The 20,839-nt window shown below is 65.1% G+C and carries 17 protein-coding genes and 1 pseudogene; 6 read left to right on the top strand and 12 right to left on the bottom strand.

The annotated features are described in order from the left end of the window. Window positions 1-6: 6 nt before the first annotated feature. From ACZ0AV_RS22785 to ACZ0AV_RS22775, 3 genes are read right to left on the bottom strand one after another with little or no spacing between them, the layout of a single operon-like run. Window positions 7-315 carry an STAS domain-containing protein gene (locus ACZ0AV_RS22785; protein ID WP_499153114.1) on the bottom strand — a complete coding sequence of 103 codons (309 nt, stop codon included), beginning with the start codon at window positions 313-315 and terminating at the stop codon, window positions 7-9. Further along, the gene (locus ACZ0AV_RS22780) at window positions 315-680 is read right to left on the bottom strand and encodes a response regulator (protein ID WP_499153113.1); all 366 of its coding nucleotides are present in this window, start codon (window positions 678-680) and stop codon (window positions 315-317) included. Before ACZ0AV_RS22780 ends, ACZ0AV_RS22785 begins: the two co-directional genes overlap by 1 nt. Window positions 681-701: 21 nt before the next feature. Next, window positions 702-1,628 carry a methyl-accepting chemotaxis protein gene (locus ACZ0AV_RS22775; protein ID WP_499153436.1) on the bottom strand — a complete coding sequence of 309 codons (927 nt, stop codon included), beginning with the start codon at window positions 1,626-1,628 and terminating at the stop codon, window positions 702-704. A 561-nt stretch (window positions 1,629-2,189) separates the two neighbouring features. Here ACZ0AV_RS22775 and ACZ0AV_RS22770 point away from each other — a divergent pair. After that, window positions 2,190-3,032, top strand: a complete 843-nt coding sequence (locus ACZ0AV_RS22770; protein ID WP_499153435.1) for a prohibitin family protein — start codon at window positions 2,190-2,192, stop codon at window positions 3,030-3,032. A 262-nt stretch (window positions 3,033-3,294) separates the two neighbouring features. Here ACZ0AV_RS22770 and ACZ0AV_RS22765 read toward each other — a convergent pair whose 3' ends face one another. The 3 genes from ACZ0AV_RS22765 to ACZ0AV_RS22755 form a co-directional block, all read right to left on the bottom strand. Then, the gene (locus ACZ0AV_RS22765; RefSeq protein WP_499153112.1) at window positions 3,295-3,855 is read right to left on the bottom strand and encodes an ankyrin repeat domain-containing protein; all 561 of its coding nucleotides are present in this window, start codon (window positions 3,853-3,855) and stop codon (window positions 3,295-3,297) included. Window positions 3,856-3,953: 98 nt separating this feature from the next. Beyond that, window positions 3,954-5,453, bottom strand: a complete 1,500-nt coding sequence (locus ACZ0AV_RS22760; protein ID WP_499153434.1) for a catalase — start codon at window positions 5,451-5,453, stop codon at window positions 3,954-3,956. Window positions 5,454-6,422: 969 nt separating this feature from the next. Next, the gene (locus ACZ0AV_RS22755; RefSeq protein WP_499153111.1) at window positions 6,423-8,345 is read right to left on the bottom strand and encodes a methyl-accepting chemotaxis protein; all 1,923 of its coding nucleotides are present in this window, start codon (window positions 8,343-8,345) and stop codon (window positions 6,423-6,425) included. Between the two features lie 353 nt (window positions 8,346-8,698). Between ACZ0AV_RS22755 and ACZ0AV_RS22750 the strand changes: the two genes are divergently transcribed. Further along, window positions 8,699-9,391, top strand: a complete 693-nt coding sequence (locus ACZ0AV_RS22750) for a DUF421 domain-containing protein (protein WP_499153110.1) — start codon at window positions 8,699-8,701, stop codon at window positions 9,389-9,391. Window positions 9,392-9,450: 59 nt separating this feature from the next. On the opposite strand, the gene ACZ0AV_RS22745 is transcribed toward ACZ0AV_RS22750, so the two are convergent. From ACZ0AV_RS22745 to ACZ0AV_RS22735, 3 genes are all read right to left on the bottom strand, one after another. Next, the gene (locus ACZ0AV_RS22745) at window positions 9,451-10,803 is read right to left on the bottom strand and encodes an APC family permease (RefSeq protein ID WP_499153109.1); all 1,353 of its coding nucleotides are present in this window, start codon (window positions 10,801-10,803) and stop codon (window positions 9,451-9,453) included. A 273-nt stretch (window positions 10,804-11,076) separates the two neighbouring features. Next, window positions 11,077-11,316, bottom strand: a complete 240-nt coding sequence (locus ACZ0AV_RS22740) for a hypothetical protein (protein WP_499153108.1) — start codon at window positions 11,314-11,316, stop codon at window positions 11,077-11,079. 138 nt (window positions 11,317-11,454) lie between these two features. Beyond that, window positions 11,455-12,663 carry a cyclic di-GMP phosphodiesterase gene (locus ACZ0AV_RS22735; protein WP_499153107.1) on the bottom strand — a complete coding sequence of 403 codons (1,209 nt, stop codon included), beginning with the start codon at window positions 12,661-12,663 and terminating at the stop codon, window positions 11,455-11,457. Between the two features lie 271 nt (window positions 12,664-12,934). On the opposite strand from ACZ0AV_RS22735, the gene ACZ0AV_RS22730 reads away from it, so the two are divergent. From ACZ0AV_RS22730 to ACZ0AV_RS22715, 4 genes and pseudogenes are all read left to right on the top strand, one after another. Continuing rightward, window positions 12,935-14,578, top strand: a complete 1,644-nt coding sequence (locus ACZ0AV_RS22730) for a methyl-accepting chemotaxis protein (RefSeq protein ID WP_499153106.1) — start codon at window positions 12,935-12,937, stop codon at window positions 14,576-14,578. Between the two features lie 80 nt (window positions 14,579-14,658). Next, a complete protein-coding gene (locus tag ACZ0AV_RS22725; RefSeq protein WP_499153105.1) occupies window positions 14,659-14,931 on the top strand; it encodes a hypothetical protein in 273 nt (90 codons plus the stop codon). Window positions 14,932-15,139: 208 nt separating this feature from the next. Continuing rightward, window positions 15,140-16,435, top strand: a pseudogene (locus ACZ0AV_RS22720) (methyl-accepting chemotaxis protein); the annotation flags it as partial. Window positions 16,436-16,537: 102 nt separating this feature from the next. Beyond that, window positions 16,538-17,293 carry a methyl-accepting chemotaxis protein gene (locus tag ACZ0AV_RS22715; RefSeq protein WP_499153433.1) on the top strand — a complete coding sequence of 252 codons (756 nt, stop codon included), beginning with the start codon at window positions 16,538-16,540 and terminating at the stop codon, window positions 17,291-17,293. On the opposite strand, the gene ACZ0AV_RS22710 is transcribed toward ACZ0AV_RS22715, so the two are convergent. The 3 genes from ACZ0AV_RS22710 to ptsP form a co-directional block, all read right to left on the bottom strand. After that, window positions 17,290-17,733 (bottom strand): thiol-disulfide oxidoreductase DCC family protein, encoded by a 444-nt coding sequence (locus ACZ0AV_RS22710; RefSeq protein ID WP_499153104.1) that lies wholly within the window; start codon window positions 17,731-17,733, stop codon window positions 17,290-17,292. The two genes, ACZ0AV_RS22715 and ACZ0AV_RS22710, sit on opposite strands and share 4 nt — an antisense overlap. A gap of 230 nt (window positions 17,734-17,963) precedes the next feature. Continuing rightward, window positions 17,964-18,272 (bottom strand): PTS transporter subunit EIIB, encoded by a 309-nt coding sequence (locus ACZ0AV_RS22705; protein WP_499153103.1) that lies wholly within the window; start codon window positions 18,270-18,272, stop codon window positions 17,964-17,966. Between the two features lie 2 nt (window positions 18,273-18,274). Further along, complete coding sequence (gene ptsP, locus ACZ0AV_RS22700; RefSeq protein ID WP_499153102.1) at window positions 18,275-20,818, bottom strand: phosphoenolpyruvate--protein phosphotransferase; 2,544 nt, start codon at window positions 20,816-20,818, stop codon at window positions 18,275-18,277. Window positions 20,819-20,839 lie beyond the last annotated feature (21 nt).

Here is a 20,839-nt window from a genome sequence, read left to right as displayed (position 1 = left end):
CTCCCTTCAGTCCTGAAGCAGTAGCTGGGCGTCGAGTTGCAGCAGCGCCAATACCTCGCGCAGCGGCTCGCTGACACCGGCCAGTTGCAGCGTAGTGCCGGCCTGGGCCAGGTGGCGCTGCCAGGCCAGCAGGATTTGCACGCCGGCGTAATCCAGTTCTTCCACCGCTGCGAGATCGAGCACGCAGGTGGTCGGCAGCGCGCCGTCATCGATTGCCAGCAGCGCGTCGCGCGCCTGGGCGGCCTCGTAAATGGTCAGGTTGGCGCGGGCCTGCAGGTGCAGCAGGCCGGCTTCGCTCTCCATGCGCAGGAACATCAGCCCACCAGCTTGTCGACGGCGGCGAGCAGCTGAGCCGGCTGGAAGGGCTTGACGATCCACGCCTTGGCGCCCGCCGCCTGACCTTCGGCCTTTTTGCCCTGCTCGCTTTCGGTAGTGAGCATGACGATGGGCGTGAAGCGGTATTCGCTCTTCGCCTTGATCGCCTTCACCAGGCCGATGCCGTCCAGGTTGGGCATGTTCACGTCACTGATCACCAGGTTGATCTTCTGGCCGTTGAGCTTGGTCAGCGCATCGCGGCCATCGACCGCCTCGATCACCTGGTGGCCGGCACCGCTGAGCGTCATGCGCACCAGCTGACGCATGGAGGACGAGTCATCGACAATGAGAATGGTCTTGGACATGGAACGAACTCCCGCAGAATTTCAGAAAAAGGTGATTTCGGACTCGGCCACACGGCGACGGCCGTGGCGCTCTTCGTCAGTGGTGAAGTTGCGGCGAAAGGCCTCCAGCCAGGCGCCCGGGTCGGCGCCATGGGCCTGCCCGTCCTGCACGCCCTGTTGCAGGCGCAGCAGGTCGCGCTGCAGGTGGTCGAGCATCTGGTCGGTGCGGTCCTGCACCTGCAGGTTGACCACGATCTCCTGGATGTCCGTCTGTGCATGGCGGGCATCGCGCTGCAGCTGCTCGGAGGCCGTGGACAGCTCCCGCAGATTGCCAGTGAGACCCTGCATCAGTTCGCCGGCCACCTGGTCCAGATAGCCGAGGTTGCTCTGCTCGGTGGCGGTCAGCTCGCTGGCGGCGGCCACCGTGTTGCGGATCGCGCCATTGATTTCGCCGACCTTCTCGGCCATGCGCTGACCGGTTTCGGCCGACAGGTTCGAGAGTTTGCGCACCTCGTCCGCCACCACCGAGAAGCCGCGACCATGCTCACCGGCGCGCGCCGCCTCGATGGCCGCGTTGAGCGCCAGCAGGTTGGTCTGGTGGGCGATATCCTGGACCCGTTTGGACATGCTCTGCAGTTCGGTGGCGTAGGCGTCCAGGCTGCTGATAGTGCCCAGCAGCTGGTTCTTGCGCTCGCCGGCCGAATGGTAGGCGCCGGTTACCTCACGCAGGCTCTCCTGGGCGCGGCGCAGGCCATCGCTGACGCCTGAGCCGCCAATCACCTGCTCGGAGGTCGCCAGGGTATCGCCCAGGCGCAGGCCGAGGCTGCTGAAGCGCTCGAGCAGTTGGCTGACGTGTTCGGCAAGCAGGCTGCGAGTCTGGCCGAGGTTCTGCTCCCAGGCGGGCAGCAGGGTCAGCAGCAGGGCATCGGTACTGGGCGCCGCCAGGCTTTCCCGTGGCTCGCTGACCATCGCCGCGGGTGCCTGGCGCTGTGGCAGGAGCGAGCCGACCGCCACCAGGGCCAAGCTGCTCAGCACCAGCCACGACAGGCCAAACCAGTACCCGGCCAACCCTACGATAATCGCTACCCACAACAGAACCTTGGTCAGCACTGACGCATCCTCCCTGAACATGGCCGCCACCTTATTGGCGCCAGCGCTCCGGCGAAATCGGGAGATCCCCTACAGGCTCGTAGGGGAAATGCGATTAAAGTTCCCCGCTTGCCTGCCGAGCCCTGCCGGCCGGGGTTGTGCATGCCCAGGCAGAGCTCCCTGGGGGGCATCTGGCGGACCGGTCGTTTGTGAAGACCGTCACCACCTGCTGTCCCTCCCTCGGCCATGGGCAAGCACCTGCAACTGTGCGTTCGTGCTCAAAAAATGCATCGAGCCGGCAAATAGGGTCGATTCTTTTCAAGAAATTGTGTCCGCGACTGACCGGCAGCTGTCTAGCGTTCAGACATCAACATGGCCTGGCAGGTAGCCGGGCAGCCATCAAGGGGAAGGACGTTGGACAAGAACACAGGCGCCACTTACATGAAGCCGGCCATCATTGCCGGGTTGGTTCTCCTGGTGCTGATCGCGGTCATCAGCAGCTTCTACACCGTCGACGAGAAAGAGCGTGCAGTGGTATTGCGCAACGGCGCCTTCGTCGAGGTCGCGGACCCAGGCCTGCACTGGAAAATCCCCTTCATCGACAGCGCCAAGGCGATTTCCGTGCAGAACAACGCCACCAAGTGGGACGGCCTGCAGGCTTATAGCCGCGACCAGCAGGCCGCCACGCTGTCGGTGTCGGTCAGCTGGCACGTACCGGCTGGCGAAGTGGCTGCGGTGTACAAGGGTTACGCCGACCTCGATGGCCTGCTGGCCAGGGCCATCAGCCGCCACGTGCCAACCCAGGTGGAAAACGTCTTCGGCCAGTACACCGCCGTCAACGCCGTGCAGCAGCGCGGCAAGCTGGTCACCGATATCGCTGGCGCCATCAAGGGCGCGATCAGCGGCCCGGTGGTGATCGACAGCGTGCAGGTCGAGAACATCGACTTCAGCGATGCCTATGAAAAATCCATCGAAGAACGCATGCGCGCCGAAGTGGCGGTGAAGACCCGCGAACAGCAACTGGCCACTGAACAGATTCAGGCGCAGATCGTCGTCACCCAGGCCCAGGCCAAGGCCGACTCGGCCCTGGCCGCCGCCCGTGCCGAAGCGGAAAGCATCCAGCTGCGTGGCGAGGCGGAAGCCAAGGCGATCGACGCCCGCGCTCGCGCCCTGGGCAGCAACCCGGGCCTGGTCGAACTGACCAAGGCCGAGCGTTGGGACGGCGTACTGCCGACCACCGTGCTGCCAAGCGGCACCCTGCCGTTCATCGAAGCCCGGAAGTAACCCGCTACGCCGAGGCTGAATGCTGGATAGCGGGCCGTTGTCGGCCCTGGTATCCAGCTGTCATCGTCGCAACCACCTCAAAGCGCGGCAACCCTGGCCTGCTGGGCCTGTTGGCGTGGCCGCGCGACCTGGCTCACCCCACGTACCTGGCCGGGCCGACAACCACGAACAGACGGCTGACACCCTGCAGGCCACGGGTCGCTAGCCTGCCGTCAGTCATCTGCACCGGCCGCGATACCGCCATGGCCGAGCGCGTTCGTGCTCAACGCGGCCCCTGCGTCCAGCCGGTGCGGATCTCACCGCGAGCCAGGCCGTGCGCGTCGTTGCCGAATGCATCCGCGGCCTTCAGGTCGGCCCCTTTGCCGGCCAGCGCATCGAGCATCTCCTTGCGCTGGAACAGCGCCGCATACATCGCCGCCGTTTGGCCACTGCCATTGCGCTGGTCAGGGTTGCAGTCGGCCTCGAGCAGCCGCCTGGCGATGCGCACCTCACCCTTGAAGATGGCGCCCATCAGCGCCGTGTTGCCGCGCTGGTCCTGGGCGCAGGCGTCGGCGCCGGCACCCAGCAGGCGCTCCACAGCCTCGAGGTGGCCGTGATAGGCGGCCAGAATCAGCGCGGTATAGCCCTTCTCGTCCGCCGTATCGAGGTCATAGCCTGCGCCGATGAACTCGTCGAGCATGGCGGTGTTGCCCTCGCGGGCGGCCTGAAAATAGTAGTCGCGCAGTTGCGTGCGAATGTGCTCGGCCTCGCTGGCCGGCAGCGTGTCCGCCAGCAGGGGCGCTGCGCCGCTCAATGCCAGCGCGAAACAGAGGGTACGCCACATGGAATCCTCCCGAACGGCCACTGGCCGCTCCCGGTATCAGGAAAACCGCGACGCACGGCATTTACCGGCCGTGCGCCATGCCGTTGCCGGCTGCGGATTCAGTCCTGCAGCTTGGCGGCCAGTGCCTTGACCCGCGTCAGGTCACCACCGGCCACCTTGCTCAGGCCCTCGCCATACTGCGCATCGGCCTTGTAGAAGTACGACAGCATGATGTGCTTGCTCTCGTCTTCGGCCTCGGCCAGGGCGCCGCCCAGGCTGGCGATCAGGTCGCCCTGCATTTTCTTGTCGTAGGAGCGGTACAGCTCACCGGCCTGTTTGAAGTTCTGTTCGCGCTGGATTTTCTTCTGCTCGGTGCTGCCGCTCAGTGGCAGGCTGCTGTAGCGCGCGTGTTCGCTGGCCGGCCGCGGGTTGATGCGGCTGGGCTCATAGTTCACCTCGGTGGTGGTGTGGCCGCTGTTCGCCGCGCCGTCCTGGTTGCCGTTGTTGACCGGCACCTTGGCCTGGTTGATCGGCAGGAACGCATGGTTGGCGCCGAGGCGATACATCTGCGTGTCGGCATAGGAGAACAGCCGGCCCTGCAGCAGGCGGTCCTCGGAAGGCTCGATGCCCGGCACCAGGTTGGACGGCGCCATGGCCACCTGCTCGGTTTCCTGGAACACGTTGTCCGGGTTCTTGTTCAGGACCATCTGGCCGATCTTTTTATAAGGCACGTCCGGCCATATCTTGGTGGCGTCCAGCGGGTCGAAGTCGTACTTGGCCAGGTCAGCCGGTTCGAGCACCTGGATGTACAGGTCCCACTTGGGATAATCGCCAGCGTTGATCGTGGTGATCAGGTCGCGGCTCATGTGGTTGAAATCCTTGCCCTGGATCTGCTCGGTCTGCTGTGGGTCGTTGTTCTTGACGCCCTGCAGGCTGCGCCACTGGAACTTGACGTAGCGGTACTCGTTCTTGTCATTGACCAGCTTGTAGGCATGCACGCTGTTGCCGTTCATTTGCCGATAGTTAGCCGGCGTGCCTTCGTTGGAATAAAGCTGCGTCAGGGTACGGGTGGATTCGGGCACGTGGCTGAAGAAATCGAACTGGGTGCGGTTGCTGCCGTAGTTGGTATTCGGGTCGGGCTTGAAGGCGTGCACCATGTCCGGGAACTTGATGGCATCGCGGATGAAGAAGGTCGGAAAGTTGTTGCCGACCAGGTCCCAGTTGCCTTCGCTGGTGTAGAACTTGGTGGCGAAGCCACGAGGATCTCGCAGGGTTTCCGGGGAATGGTTGCCGTGCACCACGCTGGAGAACCGCACGAACACTGGCGTCGTGGTGCCCGCGGTAAAGACCTTGGCCCGGGTCAGGTCGGAGATGTCGGCCGTGGCCTTGAATTCACCGTGTGCGCCAGTGCCACGGGCATGCACCACGCGTTCCGGGATGCGCTCGCGGTCGAAGCGCTGCAACTTCTGGATCAGTTGCACGTCTTGCAGCAGGGTCGGGCCCTCGCTGCCGGCGGTCTGCGAGTTCTGGTTGTCGCCAACCGGTGCGCCGTTGTCACGGGTCAGCGGCGCGGCATGGGCGCAAAGACTGAACAGGGAAGCGGACAATGTCGCCGTCATCAAACCGAGGGCGGGTGCCCGAGAGGTCGTGGGTTTCATGGATGAATCCTCGTGTTCTTATGGTTACAAGCGCGTCATGCGCTTACCCAAGGCTACGAGAGGTCGTCCGCTGCTCTAAATTGGCAAAACCCAGCGCCTCGATAGACAATGCTTATTACGTGATAGAGCGAATAGGTGGTAGGCGAAACGCTGGCGGCGCTCGGTTCACCCCCAAGACACCCCGCCCCCCCGAGCGGCAAATCGCCAACGACACGGGGCACCCAGCCTCGCGCAGGAACCTCGCCCCCGGCGCGAACGATTGTCGCCATGCCGCGATATCGGCGTTGCTGCCGCCATTCACCGCGGGGGCGCGGCTCCTACGGGATGTGCGCCGGGATCGAGAACGACACCCCTCGCGTAGGAGCGTCGCCCCCGGCGCGAACGATTGTGGCCGTGCCGCACCTTCGGCGTTGCTGCCGCCATTCGCCGCGAGGGCGCGGCTCCTACGGGATGTGCGCCTGGATCGAGAACGACACCCCTCGCGTAGGAGCGTCGCCCCCGGCGCGAACGATTGTGGCCGTAGCGCGATATCGGCGTTGCTCCTGCCATTCGCCGCGGGGGCGCGGCTCCTGCGGGATGTGCGCCGGGATCGAGAACGACACCCCTCGCGTAGGAACGTCGCCCCGGCTCGAACGATTGTGGCCGTGCCGCACCTTCGGCGTTGCTGCCGCCATTCACCGCGGGGGCGCGGCTCCTACGGGATGTGCGCCGGGATCGAGAACGACACCCCTCGCGTAGGAACGCCGCCCCCGGCGCGAACGATTCGTGGCCGTGCCGCACCTTCGCCGGTGCTGCCGCCATTCGCCGCGGGGCGCAGCTCCTGCGGGATGTGCGCCAGGATCGAGAACGACACCCTCGCGTAGGAGCGTCGCCCCCGGCGCGAACGATTCGTGGCCATGGCGCACCATCCGCACTGACCACCTGCGCGCGTTACACGCGGAAATGGCTAACCATCATCTGCAACTGGTTGCCCAGGCGTGCCAGCTCGACGCTCGATGCGGCGGTCTCTTCGCTGGCGGCTGCGGTCTGTTCGGAGATGTCGCGAACGTTGACCACGCTGCGGCTGATTTCCTCGGCCACCGCGCCCTGCTGCTCGGCGGCTGCGGCGATTTGCTGGTTCATCGCCTGGATGCTGGACACCTTGCGGGTGATGATTCCCAGCGCGTCGCCGGCCTTGCGAGTCAGCGCCACGCTGCTGTCGGTCAACTCGCGGCTGCCGTGCATGATCGCCGCCACCTGCTGGGTACCCTGATGCAGGCCCGCCACCAGCCCTTCGATCTCCTCGGTGGACTTCTGCGTGCGCTGCGCCAGGCCGCGCACCTCGTCCGCCACCACCGCGAACCCGCGCCCGGCTTCACCGGCACGTGCCGCCTCGATGGCGGCGTTGAGCGCGAGCAGGTTGGTCTGCTCGGCCACGGCCTTGATCACGTCCATCACGCCGCCGATCTTCTTGCTTTCCTTCTGCAGCTCGCCCATCGCGTCGGTAGAACGCGTGACTTCCGCGGCCAGCCGGTCGATCTGCGCAATGGCTTCGGCCACCACGCGATCACCCTGGGCGGCCTCCTGGTCTGCATCGGATGCTGCCTGCGAGGCCTCGGCAGCGTTGCGCGCCACTTCCTGCACGGTCGCCGACATTTCCTGCATGGCGGTGGCCACCTGGTCGGTTTCCACCTTCTGGCTGTTGACGCCAGCACTGGTCTGCTCGGTGACCGCCGAGAGCTCCTCGGCGGCGCTGGCGATCTGCGTGACGCCGTCGCGAATGCCACCGATCAGCTCGCGCAGGGTGGTGCCCATGCGCTGAATGCCCTGCTGCACGACACCGAGTTCGTCACGGCGGGTGACCTGCAGCGTGTGGGTCAGGTCGCCCTGGGTGATGCGTTCCACCGCTTCCAGGGTTTCCTGCAGCGGCCGGGTGATCTGGCGGGTGATTAACCACGCGGCCAGCACGCCGACCAGCAACGCCAGCAGCGTGGCACCGATGATCATGCGGGTGGCATAGGCACTGTCTTCATCGCGCAGCGTCGTTTGCATCGTCTGCATGAGCTCGCCGCCATTGACCAACTCCTGCGCCAAATCGCTCATCAGGCCCCGCAATTGCACACGCTCCGCGGTGGCCGTCCGATAGGAGGCCAGCATGCTGCGGTAGGCCGTGACGGTAGCCTCGAGCTGCTGGATCTGCTCGCGGAAGTCGCCGACAAACACGGAGGTCAGCGTACCGAGCCCCTGGTCGACGCGCTCGATCTGCTGGTTCAGCGCCTGCTCGGTCCCCTCATTGGCATCGGCGGTGAAGTTCACCACGCGATAACGCAACGTCTGCATATCGTCCTTGGCCTGGGCAATGGCCTGGTAACGTGCAAAGGCCGTTTCGTCACCAGCGGCGCTACGCGCCACTTCGCCCCTCACCCGGTCGATCAGCTCACCTGCGCGCTCAGCCAGGTCGATCATCTCGGTGCGCGTGCTGCTCGCACTTGCATAGGCTGCCTTGGTTCTATCGAACGCCTGCTGGTACTGCCCGACCTGCTCAATTTGCTGCTTGAGCAGCCGCTGATTCTCGGCGTTGCGAAACTTGGGCAGCATTTCCTGCTGACGCTGCAGGAGCTCGCGCATCTTCAGCTGAACCTTGTCGCCCTCCGCCGCGCCCCCGTTACTCTCCAGGAACTGCAAGCGGGCGACACGCAATTCGGTCAGCGCGCTCGTGAGGTTGGTGACGTCGCTCATCCGCTCACTGCGCAGCACCACGCTACCCAGGCTGGTCCAGCTGACGGCGGCCAGTGCCAGGGTAAGGGCAAGCACGAGGCCGAAGCCCAGAGCCAGTTTCTTGGTGACGCTGATATTGCCAAGCCATGTATTCATCGATTGCTCACCCAGTGAGTAGGATCAGAACGACTGGAGATTTGTTCTTATGGGCCAGTCCGCGCGTCCAGCGCTGTGGCGAAACGACATCCTTGCCGCTCGCGTGCGACCTGACTGGCTCTCCCCTCCGAGCGCGCATGACAGGTATATCAGCTTGATATCACATGGACCGGGGAACTGTACGCCTTACTCCGAACTAACTTGTAAAAAGAACTACGCGCTAACCGGGTACACAATCGAGGCGCGAGCCCGCCCAGGCGTGACCACCACGGATACGCGAACAGCAGCGTTAGTTCGATCCAATCCGCGTGGCAGTGGTCAGACAAGTAATCGATGGCCTGACGGAGCAACCCATGCACGCGTTCGATTGGCAGCGCATGCTGCTCGATGATTTCCCGGTGCTGTTTCTTGGCGAAGTGGCGCTGCGTGCGCTGTTCGCGTTCGTCGTGGTTTTTCTGTTCCTGAAGGTGAGTGGGCGGCGTGGCATTCGCCAGCTGTCGCTGTTCGAACTGGTGGTGATCCTCACCCTGGGTTCGGCTGCCGGCGACGTGTCGTTCTACGACGATGTGCCGCTGCTGCCAGTGGCCATGGTCTTCGTCACGCTGCTTCTGCTGTACCGCCTGACGGTTCTGGCGATGAGCCACAGCGAGCGCTTCTCGAACTGGATGGAAGGCAAGCCGGTCACCATCATCAAGGACGGGCTCTACGAACTGAACAGCCTGGATCACCTGAACATCTCGTCAGACGAGCTGTTCATGGAGCTGCGCCAGCAAGGGGTCGAGCATCTGGGTCAGGTACGCCTGGGCATTCTCGAAACAGACGGCGACGTGAGCCTCTACTTCTACCCCGCGGAGGCAGTCAGGGCCGGCCTCTCGGTGCTGCCAGCCGAGCATCGCGAGGAATACCGACACATCCCTGAAAACAACCTGTACGCCTGCATCCGCTGTGGCCACACCCAGCCCATCGAGGACCGGCAGCACGCCACCTGTACACGTTGCAATCAGGACATCTGGTCTGTGGCGTTGCGCCACCCGCGCCAGCGCTGAGCGGCGTTGCCCACGGCAAGGCGCCTGGCGCCCGGGTACGGCGGCCACCGCCTCAGGCGCTAGGCGTCCGCCTCGCCCGCCACCCTGTAGTCGTCCGCCTTCAATGGGCGCACCCCGCCAGCACGGGTGACGCCGTACAGGACCATGCCGGCCAGCAGCAGCCCGCCAGCACGCAGCCAGGTGGCGAAATCCTGTTGCGTCATCAGTAGCAGGCAGGAGGCGATTGCCAGCACCGGCACCCAGGTTGGCACGCGAAAATGCTCGGTCGCGACCTGATCTCGGCGCAGCACCAGCACCGCCAGGTTGGTACTGATGAACACGAACAACAACAGCAACACCACGGTCTGCGCCAGAGCTTCCAGCGAACCGGTAAGGGTCAGCAGCATCGCCACCAGCGTCGTGGCGACGATGGCTACTGCCGGAGTCCGGCGCACGGGCAGGACACCGGCCAGCGCGCTGGGCAGCAGCCCCTGCCGGGCCATGCCGTAGGCCAGGCGGCTGGCCATGATCATCGTCAACAAGGCGCCATTGGCCACGGCGATCAACGCGATGAAGGAAAACAGCTGCGGCGGGATGCCCAGGCCCGACGCATTCACCACCTCGAGCAACGGCGCGGTGGAGCCTGCCAGTTGCTCGACCGGCATGACCACCGCCGCGGCAATGGCCACGGCCATGTAGATGACGCCAGCGAGCAGCAAGGCACCAAACAGCGCGCGCGGGTAGGTTTTGCGTACATCACGAATTTCCTCTGCCAGGTTGGCCGAGGTTTCGAAGCCCACGAACGAATAGAACGCCAGCAGTGCCCCACCAAGCACGGCGAAGGCAGGATCGACCCCGGCCTTGAATTCGACGACTCGGCTGAAATCCCCCGCCCCGCCGCCTAGCAGCCAGGCAGCGGCAAACACCACCACCAGCAACCCGGACAGCTCGATGAAAGTCATCACCAGGTTTGCCGACAGCGACTCCCGGATCCCGCGTGCATTGAGCAACCCCACCAGCAGCAGAAACCCCAGCGCGGCGATGGCCGGCGAGATATCGACAAAGGACGACAGGTAATCCCCCGCGAAGGCAAGTGACAAGCCGGCGGCGCTGGTCACGCCTGCCGCGAGCATGCAGAACCCCACCAGAAAGGACACCAACGGGGACCGGAAGGCCCTCGCCGCAAACACTGCCGAGCCGCCTGCGTGGGGGTACTTGGTCACCAGTTCTGCATAGGAGCCTGCGGTCAGCAGGGCGAACCCCAGGGCCACCAGCAAGGCGACCCAGACGGCGCCGCCAACTTCGCCGGCAATGACGCCGACCAGCGCATAGACACCCGCGCCGAGTACGTCGCCCAGGATGAACAGCGTCAATAGCGTGCCGGTTACCGCGCGCTTCAAGGCAGGTTTGGCGGGGGAGTTCGAGGCGGGCATTTACAGCGTCCTGTCCAATTGGCAGACCGCCAAGGCGGGCTGCTTGAAAGCCGGACCAGTTCCGGTTCCTTACCCTGGGGAAGAGGCTTGCCGTCTGGAAAGATTCAACAAGCCAGCCGACCGGTATCGCTCGCAGGGCTGACTCGCGGTGGCGGCCGAAGGGCTGATCACCCGGCGCATTTCAGCTGTAGAAAACTGCAGAAGAACAGGCTTGCCGGCCACAACAGTGGCCAGCCTGACCTGTCCCGCATGCTGCTGCGGCACGCCAAACGATCAGCGGGTTTCAGCACTGCCCATGTCGCGATCCTGCTGGGCGTCCTGATCGGAACCGGGGTTGCCTGGCGGTGGGTTCCAGTCCACGCGGTTTTTCTTGGCATCCGCCTCGTCAACGCCCTGCTTCGGTTCGGAGGTGGCTTTTTCCAGGCCCGAGTCGTGGCCCTCGCCGCTGTCGGGGTGCTTGTGAGCAGGTCCCTGATAGGGTGCTTCAGGCCCGTTGTTTTCTTCGACTGACATAACAGTTCTCCCGTCTCCACGCAGGTCATCCACGCTTAAGGGTGTGAAACCGGGGGCGCAGATCTAGTGCCGCGACTGCGACGGACGGCAACCGCCGAGCCTAACCAGGGTGCATGGCTGAACAGCATGCGCGTGGCGTCAGCGCCAGAAATCATCCAGGTTGCTGAAGCCCCACTGGCTCGGGTCTTCGCGCCCGACGATGCGGTCGTTGGCTCCATGGCGCGACAGGTCAATGTCCTGCTGCTGGATGGGCCCCTTGTTGGTGGCCGAGAAAAACACCCGCACCACCGGTTCGGTCAGCTTGCCCGGCATCAGGTCGATGACCACGCCAAGGCGCCCGGACTCGAGGCGCACCAGGGAGCCCAACGGATAGATACCGACCGAGCGCACGAAGGCGTGGAATACCTGCGTATCGAAGTGGCCTGCCCACTGCGCCATGCGCGCCAGGGACTCGGCCGGGTTCCAGGCCTGCTTGTAAGGCCGATTCGAGGTGATGGCGTCGTATACGTCGCAAACCGCGCCCATGCGCGACAGCAGGCTGATGTCCTCGCCCTGCAACCCGCCGGGGTAACCGCTGCCATCGTATTTCTCGTGGTGGTGCAGGCAAACGTCCAGGGCTGCCGGGGGAATCGCCCCGGAGCTGACGAGAATGGCGTGTCCGCGTTCAGGGTGGGTGCGCATGACGCCAAACTCGGCCTCGGTCAGGCTTCCCGGCTTGTTGAGCACCTCCATCGGCATCATCATCTTGCCGACATCGTGCAGCAACCCCGCCAGGCCGGCCTCGCGCACGGCCTCTTCGTCCAGCCCGAGTTGACGGCCCAGGGAGATCATCAACGCGCACACGGCCACCGAATGCAGGTAGGTGTATTCATCCTTGGTCTTGAGGCGCGCCAGCCCCAGCAATGCCGACGAGTTGCGGGCCAATGAGTCGCTGATATTCGCCACCAGGGGCAGACACCCCTCGACATTGATCGCATTGCCAAGCCGCGCCTCGTGAAAGAGCTCCGTGACCGCCTTTTTCGAGCGACTGAGAAGCTTGGCGGCCCGCTGCAACTCGTCTTGCGCACTGCACCGTGCCACCGTGGATGTAGATGCCTGCACAGGCTCGGCCTCGACCGGCTGCGCCGCTGCCGAGCAGGCCTGGGAGCTCGCCGGGCAGGCGACGTCGAGCCCCCTGCTGGTGTCGATCCACACACCGCTCAGGCCGCTCTGGCGCAGACGCGTCAGGTCATGGGCATCCTGCAGGACGAACTTGCTTTTCCAGAATGGATGCGCCAACCAATTTCCCTCGAAGCCCTGAATGAACATCCCGCAGCGGACCGCGTCCGTGGAAATCTTTTTCAGCATGAGTGCCCCGACACTGCAACGAGCGCATGGATGGTTGTCTCGTTAAATCTAGCTCATTAAGCCGTAGCCATCCGTGCCAAAGGTAGGTGGCAGAACGAATGATTGGCCAACGCGCCAGTCCGCACGTACAACCGGTGCCACCTCATAGCGGCCGTCTATCCACCCGGTAGGCAAGCCTAATTGGGCGCCGATCAAGCACGTCGGTAATTTGGCGCCGAAATGATGTCACATTGACATCCAGCTTTCTCTCTTGCGCCTATCGAGCTTGCCCATGAAAACTTCGATCTCTCTCAGTGCTCGCATCGGCCTCGGTTTTGCTGCAGTGGTGTCGCTGCTCGTCATCATCACGGCCGTGGGGATCCAGCGGGTCGGCTTCATCGACTCGACACTGGAAGACGTCAGCCAGAACGCGGCCAGGATTCAGCGGTACGCCATCGACTTCCGCGGCAGCGTGCACAACCGGGCGATTGCCATCCGCGATGCGGTGCTGGTGGACAACGACCAGCAGCTGGCCAGGCACCTGGACGAAGTCACTCAGCTGCAAGAGGCCTACCGCGAGGCAGCCAGCGCGATGGATGCTCTCTTCGCGGGCTCCCAGGCCTCCGCGCAGGAGCACGCCTTGCTGCAGCGCATCAAGGAAATCGAACGGGACAGCCTGGAGACCACCACCACACTGATTGCGTTGCGCCGCAGCGGTGATATCGCCGGCGCCCAGGCCCTGCTGCTCAACCAGACGGCCCAGGCCTACAGCGAATGGCTGAACCGCATCAACGTGCTGATCGACCATGAAGAGGCGCTGATCAAGTCGCGGCTGGGGGATGTACAGGCGACGGCCAGCCAGTTCCGTGGCCTGATGCTGCTGGCAACCGCCATCGCTCTGGTGCTGAGCATCGGGCTGTCGGTATTGATCATCCGCTTCGTCAACTCGACCCTGGGCGCAGACCCCGCAGACGTTGCACGGGTGATACAGCGGTTGGCCGCCGGCCAGCTCAAGCAAACCATCACCACTGCCTACCCCAACAGCGTGATGGGCATGCTGCACACCACGCTCGGCCGCCTGGCGGACACCATGGCGCAGGTACGCGAAGCGGCACGTGAGGTGACCGACTCCTCGACGCAGCTTGCCCATACTTCCGCCACCAACAACGAGCACATCGGCGTGCAGACCCAGGAGGCCGAGCAGGTGGCCACGGCCGTCACCCAGATGGCCTCGACTGCCGGTGTGGTGTCCGGCTACGGCTCCCAGGCAGCCGAGGCCGCCAGCAAGGCCGCCAGCGAAGTGGACACCGGCAACCAACTGGTCGCCGGCTCCACCCAGGCCATCGGCCAACTGGCGTCCTCGCTGACCGAGACCACCCGCACGGTCGAGCAGGTCGCCAAGCAGAGTGAGCAGATCGAAACCGTAATCGAGGTGATCAACTCGATCGCTTCACAGACCAACCTCCTGGCTCTGAACGCCGCCATCGAAGCGGCCCGCGCCGGAGAGCACGGCCGCGGGTTTGCCGTGGTGGCCGATGAAGTCCGTTCCCTCGCCACCCGTACCCAGCAATCTACCCAGGATATCCGCGAGATGATCAGCACCCTGCAGAGCGGAACGGATACCGCCGTGCAAACCATACGCGACAGCTGCGAGCTGGCGAGCCATTCAGTTGAGCAGACGCAACTCGCCCAGAACGCCCTGTCGCGCATCAGCCAGGAAGTCGGCGCCATCAACCACATGAACGCCCAGATCGCCAGCGCCTCCCTGCAGCAAAGCACCGTGGCCGAAGGCATCGCGCTGAACATCAAGCGAATCCACGGCTCTATCGTGCAGTCCGCGCGCGGCTCGCGTCAGGTGGCCAAGGCGAGCCAGGAGCTGAGCAGGCTGGCTGACCAACTGACGCAGAAAGTGGCGTTCTTCGATGCGGCGAATTGACGTGCACGCGCCAGCCCGCGCGCCGGGCCAACCACCGCCCCGCCCACTCCACCGGCGCACCGCCAAACCGGCGGTGCGCCATGACTAACCCACCCGGCCGCGTACTCAACTTCCCCAAGCGCCCCAGCCCGATAGCCGGCACCAACTACCAGACCCCGAACGCGCTGGCCGATGCAGACCTGCGCGCCGCACTGTTGGCCGAGCTACTCGAAGACCTCATGCGCAAGGAGCGCGAGCGACCGGACTCGTTGCGCGTGCAGATGGCCTGCATCGCCGCGCAGGACCTGCTCAATGAACTGACGGTGCTCTACCGCCGCGCCGCCTGTGAAACAGGCGCAGGAGCCACCGATTAGGCAGCCCTGCCCGCGAACGCCCGAAGCGCCGCCACGCGGCTCATCAAGGAGGGCGCTCACCGCTCAGAGGCAGGGCAGCAGCAGAATCCGCCCGTGGCACTTCCGGGCAAGCCCACCGAAGCGGCCCCCTTCCACAGGGCGACAGATGGCAGCGTGAAGCGCTGAAGCCACACGTGCACCGGCCGATAACGTGCGCGTCTCCCTCCACATGGTTGTATTCATGTTCAATCGGCTCTCCATCCAGTTCAAGCTGACCGCCCTTGCCGGCCTGTGCCTGTTGCTCGTGGTGTCCCTGCTGGTGCTCGTCTCGCAGTTCTATGCCGCACGCAGTAGTGCGGTCGTCAAGGACACCAGCTTCCACATGCTCGGCGATTCGGCGCAGTTGCGCCTCCAGGCCCGCGCACAAGCGCAGGCACAGGGCATTCGCGGCGAATTCCTCGAGGTTTATCTGTACGGCACCGGCCTCGCCAAGCAGGTCGACATGCTGCGTAAGCAGCACGGCAAAGACATCCTGAGCGCGGAACAGCTTCGTGGCGACCTGACGGCTGTGCTCGCCGACGCGCTGAAAGCCCGCCCCGAGTCGCTCGGCATCTATATCGCCTTCGAGCCCAACCGGCTGGATGGCCAGGATGCGCAGTTCGTCGATAACCAGGGCGCGAGCAGCAACGAGGCAGGCCGCTACGCGCTCTACTGGTCCCAGAGCCAGCCAGGCGCGTTCGAATCCGAGGTGATGACCGAGCAAGAGCTCGCCGACACCACGCCCGGCCCCAGCGGCGCAGCGTACAACACCTGGTACAGCTGCCCGTTGCAGACCGGTTCCGCCTGCCTGCTCGACCCTTACGTCGACCTGGTGAATGACCAGCCCGTGCTGATGACCAGCGTGGCCTTGCCATTGCGCGACGGCGGCAAGGTAATCGGCGTGCTTGGTATCGACATCAGCCTCGCCGCCCTGCAAGCCACGGCCGACTCCGCCAACCGCGGCCTGTATGACGGCCAGGGCGACATCAGCATCATCAGCCCCGCCGGCCTGCTGGCAGCCTACACGCGTGACGCCACCCTGCTGGGCAAACCCGTGGACAACGCCTACCCGACTCAAGCGGCAACGCTGCGCCAGGCGCTGCAGACCGGCCAGCCGTCCGTGGTGTCGAGCGAGCAATCGCTCGGTGTACTGGAGCCGGTGCAGCCCATCCCGGGCGCCAAGGCGTGGGGCATTCTCATCCAGGCGCCGAAGTCGGTCGTCCTCACCCGCGCCCTCTCACTCGCCGACACCCTCGAGTCGCAGCGCGCCCAGGACAGCCTGATCTCCTGGCTGGTGGGCCTGGGCGCCATCGTGCTGGGCCTGGTGCTGATGAACATCATGGCGCGCCGCGTCACCCGCCCGATCCTCGCCGTCGCCGATATGCTCGACGACATCGCCAGCGGCGAAGGCGACCTGACGCGCCGCCTGAACTACCCGCGCGAGGACGAACTCGGCCGCCTGGCCAACGGCTTCAACCACTTCCTCGACAAGCTGCAACCGATCGTGGCGAAGGTGAAGGAGTCGGTGCAGTCCGCCCGCCACACCGCCGACCAGTCAGCCGGCATCGCCACGCGCACCAGCCAGGGCATGCAGGCGCAGCTCAGCGAAGTCGAACAGGTGGCAACCGCCTCCAACGAGATGAGCGCGACCGCCCAGGCCGTGGCGCAAAACGCCTCCGAAGCGGCCGCCGCCGCCCGCTCCGCGGACCAGGCCACCCGCGAAGGCCTCCAGGTCGTCGACCAGACCACCCAACGCATCGACCGCCTGGCCAATGATCTGGGCACCGCCATGCGCGACGTCGAAGAGCTGGCTGCCAGCAGTGAACAGATCGGCTCGGTGCTCGAAGCCATCCGCAGCATCGCCGAACAAACCAACCTGCTGGCCCTCAACGCCGCCATCGAAGCCGCACGCGCCGGTGAGGCCGGGCGTGGCTTCGCCGTCGTCGCCGATGAAGTCAGAAGCCTGGCCACCCGCACCCAGGTGTCGATCGAAGAGATCCGCCAGGTCATCGAGCGCCTGCAGCAAGGCACCCGCGATGTCGTGGAATCCATGCACGACGGCCACCTCCAGGCCCAGGACAACGTCAGCCACGTCGCCCTCGCCGTCAGCGCGCTCAAGCGTATCGGCGACGCGGTATCGGTGATCACCAGCATGAACCTGCAAATCGCCAGCGCCGCCGAAGAACAAAGCGCCGTGGCCGAGGAAATCAACCGCAACGTGGCCGGCATTCGCGACGTGACCGAATCCCTGGCCGAACAGGCGGACGAATCCGCCCAGGTGAGTCGCTCGCTGAACGCGCTGGCCAACCATCAGCAGGAATTGATGGATCAGTTCAAGGTCTAGGGCCGGTCAGGGGGAGTATGGGTGCTCTTGGGAACCGCACAGCCCTGCCCGTTACAGCGGGCGGCTCCATCAGGATGAGGCAGCCAGGCCAGGTGCGGACGCCAGCGGCAAAAAAGCCGGTAGGCCCCGTTCAGCAACGGCCTGGCCCAGCGCCACGACAGCGGTGCAGCCCAGAAGCCCAGGCCAGCCGCGCGCCAGCTCCACAGCGTGGCTTCCAGGCCGGTGACCCAGCTGCCATCGGCAAACCTGGCGTGCAGCAATGATTCCATCCGGGCGAAGGTGAGGCCCATGGACTCGGGCTCGAAACCTTCTTCGCGGATATCCACGAAACGCAGACGCTCTGGTGCGGCACGCCCGCGCAGGGTGTTTATCTCCCGGGCACAGAGTGGGCACTCGCCGTCAAAGTAAAGGGTCAACGGCCACGCCGGCTTTCTGTCCATCAACCATGTACCTCGTTTTGGTTTTCATGGGCTTGTGTCGCCAAACCCCAGCCCAACATGGGCAGTACACCCAGTATGACAAGAACCAGCGCCACCTGACTGCAGCAACCGCTTGGCCAGTGAACCCATGAAAAAGCCCGATCATGGCTGATCGGGCTTCGCTATTGCGCTGGCGGGAAAAATGCGTGCACTCGCTCTGCGCCCAGCTTGTTCGGTCTGCACGCAACGCCTCAGCCGGTTTCCGCCAGCGGCGCCTCCACCGGGGTCAGCACATGCACCACGCCGTTACCCAGCACCATCACCGCAGGCATGCCAGGCGCTTGCAACGCCGGCATGTCGAGGCGTTCAGCGTCGCGCAACTGCACGCGGATGCGGGTAATCGCGACGCGCTGTTGCGTGGTCAGGTTCTTCTCGCCACCCAGGGCCTCGACGACGTTGACCGGCAACAGTGTTTCAGACGCCGCGCTCACCTTGGGCTCGTCCGGCACCAGATCCGGCGTCAGGGCCTTCCAGAAGGCACTTTGCAATTTGTCGAACATGCTCAGCTCTCCAACAGGGGTGACAGGGGTAACGACGATGGCCGCCATGACCGCAGGGTTTCACGAACCTGCGCGGCGCTTTCCAGGGTCAGCGCCTGACGTGCAATGGCTTGGCAATCGCTGAGTTGCACGTCGCGAATCGCCGCCTTGATGGCTGGAATCAGCGGCACGCTGGCCGACAGTTCATCCACCCCCAGGCCCAGCAACAGCGGCACGGCGAGCGGCTCGGAGGCCATGGCGCCGCAGACGCCGACCCACTTGCCATGGGCGTGGGCGGCTTTCACGGTGGTCGCGATCAGGCGCAGCACCGCAGGGTGGAAACTGTCGGCCTGGCTGGCGAGGCGTCGGTGGTCGCGATCCATCGCCAGGGTGTATTGGGTCAGATCGTTGGTGCCGATGGAAAAGAAGTCGACTTCCGGGGCGAACGCATCGGCCATCAATGCCGCGGACGGCACCTCGATCATGATGCCGAGCTTGGGCAGCGTCTCGAGGCCAATGCTCGCCGCTTCCTCCTCGAGGATCTGCCGGGCCAGGCGCAGTTCGGACAACTGGCTGACCATCGGCAACATGATGTGCAGGCGCGCCAGTGCGCAGCTCGCCAGAATGGCGCGCAACTGCTCGCGCAGCAGTTGCGGGCGCTCCAGGCACAGACGAATGCCGCGCATGCCGAGGAACGGGTTGGCCTCGGCCTCCATCGGCACATAGGCCAGCGGCTTGTCACCGCCAACGTCGAGGGTGCGCACCACCAGGTTGCGCTCCGGGCCCAGGGCGCGCGCAATGGCGCTATAGGTGGCCGCCTGCTCGTCCTGGCTGGGCGCGTTGCTGCGCTCCAGGTAGAGAAACTCCGAACGCAGCAGCCCTACGCCCTCACCGCCCAGCTCCATGGCCTGCTCGGCCTCCGCCAGCGAGGCGATATTGGCGGTGACCTCGAAGCGATGGCCATCGCGGGTGGTGGCGGTCAGCGAGGCCTGCTCAAGGTCGCGCTGCTGGCGCAGGGCTCGTTGCTCGCGCTCGGCCTGCAATTGCTCGATGGAAACAGGATCGGGATCGAGGTGCAGTTCGCCCTTGTCGGCATCGAGCAGTACCCGGGTGCCGTCGGCCAGGGCAAGCACCTCGGCCGGCAGCCCGCAGACCGCCGGCAGCCCCAGCGCACGGGCCAGGATCGCGACGTGACTGGTGGCCCCGCCGCCAACCGTGGCAAAGCCCACCACCTTGCTGGTATCCAGTGCCGCGGTCTGCGACGGGGTCAGTTGCTCGGCCACCAGAATGGCCTGGTCAGGCAGCTCCCAGGCGCTGTCTTGCACATCCAGCATCAGCTTGAGCACCCGCTGCCCGACATCGGCGAGGTCCAGCGCACGTTCGGCCAGAAACCGGTTGCCGCTGGCCTTGAACAGCTCGGCGGTCGCTTCGGTCACCGAGTTCCAGGCGAAGGCGGCGCTTTTGCCCTGGTTGATCAGCAGCCGGGCCTGCTCCAGCAGGCTCGGGTCTTCCAGCAGTTCCTGATGGGCCTTGAAGATCTCCTCCTGGGCGTCGCTGGCCGCCGCATCGCGCAGCTTCTGCAGGGCAGCCAACGCCCCTGCCAGCGCACGATCCAAGGTTTGCAGCTCGGCGCGAGGGTCGCCGGCGGCCTCGGCAATCTCCAGCTTGTGCTCGACCACCTGAACCACCTGCCCCAGGGCAGAGCCTGCCGAAGCACACACACCCTGCAACGACAGCGCCGGGCTCTTCGCTGCCGGCGCCGCTTCGATGGCCGGCGCGCTGACCACGACCGGTGCCACGGCCTCCCCGCAGCCATCGGCCAGCAACTCGGCAAGCGTCTCGATGGCCGCGGCGGCATCCTCGCCGGTGGCGCTGATCGTCAGCATGTCGCCAAGGGCCGGCTGCATGGCCATGATCGCCACCAGGGATTTGCCGTTGGCGCTGTCCTGCTGCCGGTGCAGGCGGATATCCGCCTTGAAGCCCTTGGCGGCCTGGGCGAACACCGCTGCCGGCCGGGCATGCAGCCCATTGGCATTGGGCAGGCTGATCGGCTGCGAGACCAGCGCCTCCCCTTCATTCACCGGCGCATTGGCCGCCAGCCCGACGTGGCCAAGCTCCAGCAACGGCTGGCCACCGACTACCCTGGCGCTGTCACCGGTAAGCATGCTGAACGGCTCGGCGCTGACCACCAGCATCAGCGTCATCAGGCTGCGCGCATGCACGGCGATATGGTCGGCATCGAACTCGATCAACGCCTGGCCGGCCTCGACGCGCTGGCCTTTTTCGACCAGGGCGGTGAAGCCCTTGCCGGCCAGGTTCACGGTGTCCAGGCCGATATGCAGCAGGATCTGCGCGCCGCCCTCATGGGTAATGGTGATGGCGTGGCCACTGGCTTGCAGATCGCTGACCACGCCCGCCAGGGGCGCACACAGGGTCTGCGACGTCGGGTCGATGCACAGGCCGTCACCGATCACCCGATTGGCGAACACCGGGTCAGGCACATGATCAAGGGGCACCAGCACCCCGGAGAGCGGTGCCAGCAATTGCAAGGGTTGAGGTACGGTCATGGCTTCACCTGCGGTTTTGTT

The sequence above is a fragment of the Pseudomonas sp. AC532 genome, assembly GCF_979258965.1.
The sequence above is the reverse complement of the archived record's forward strand: the minus strand, read 5'-3'. Positions and strand labels throughout refer to the sequence as shown.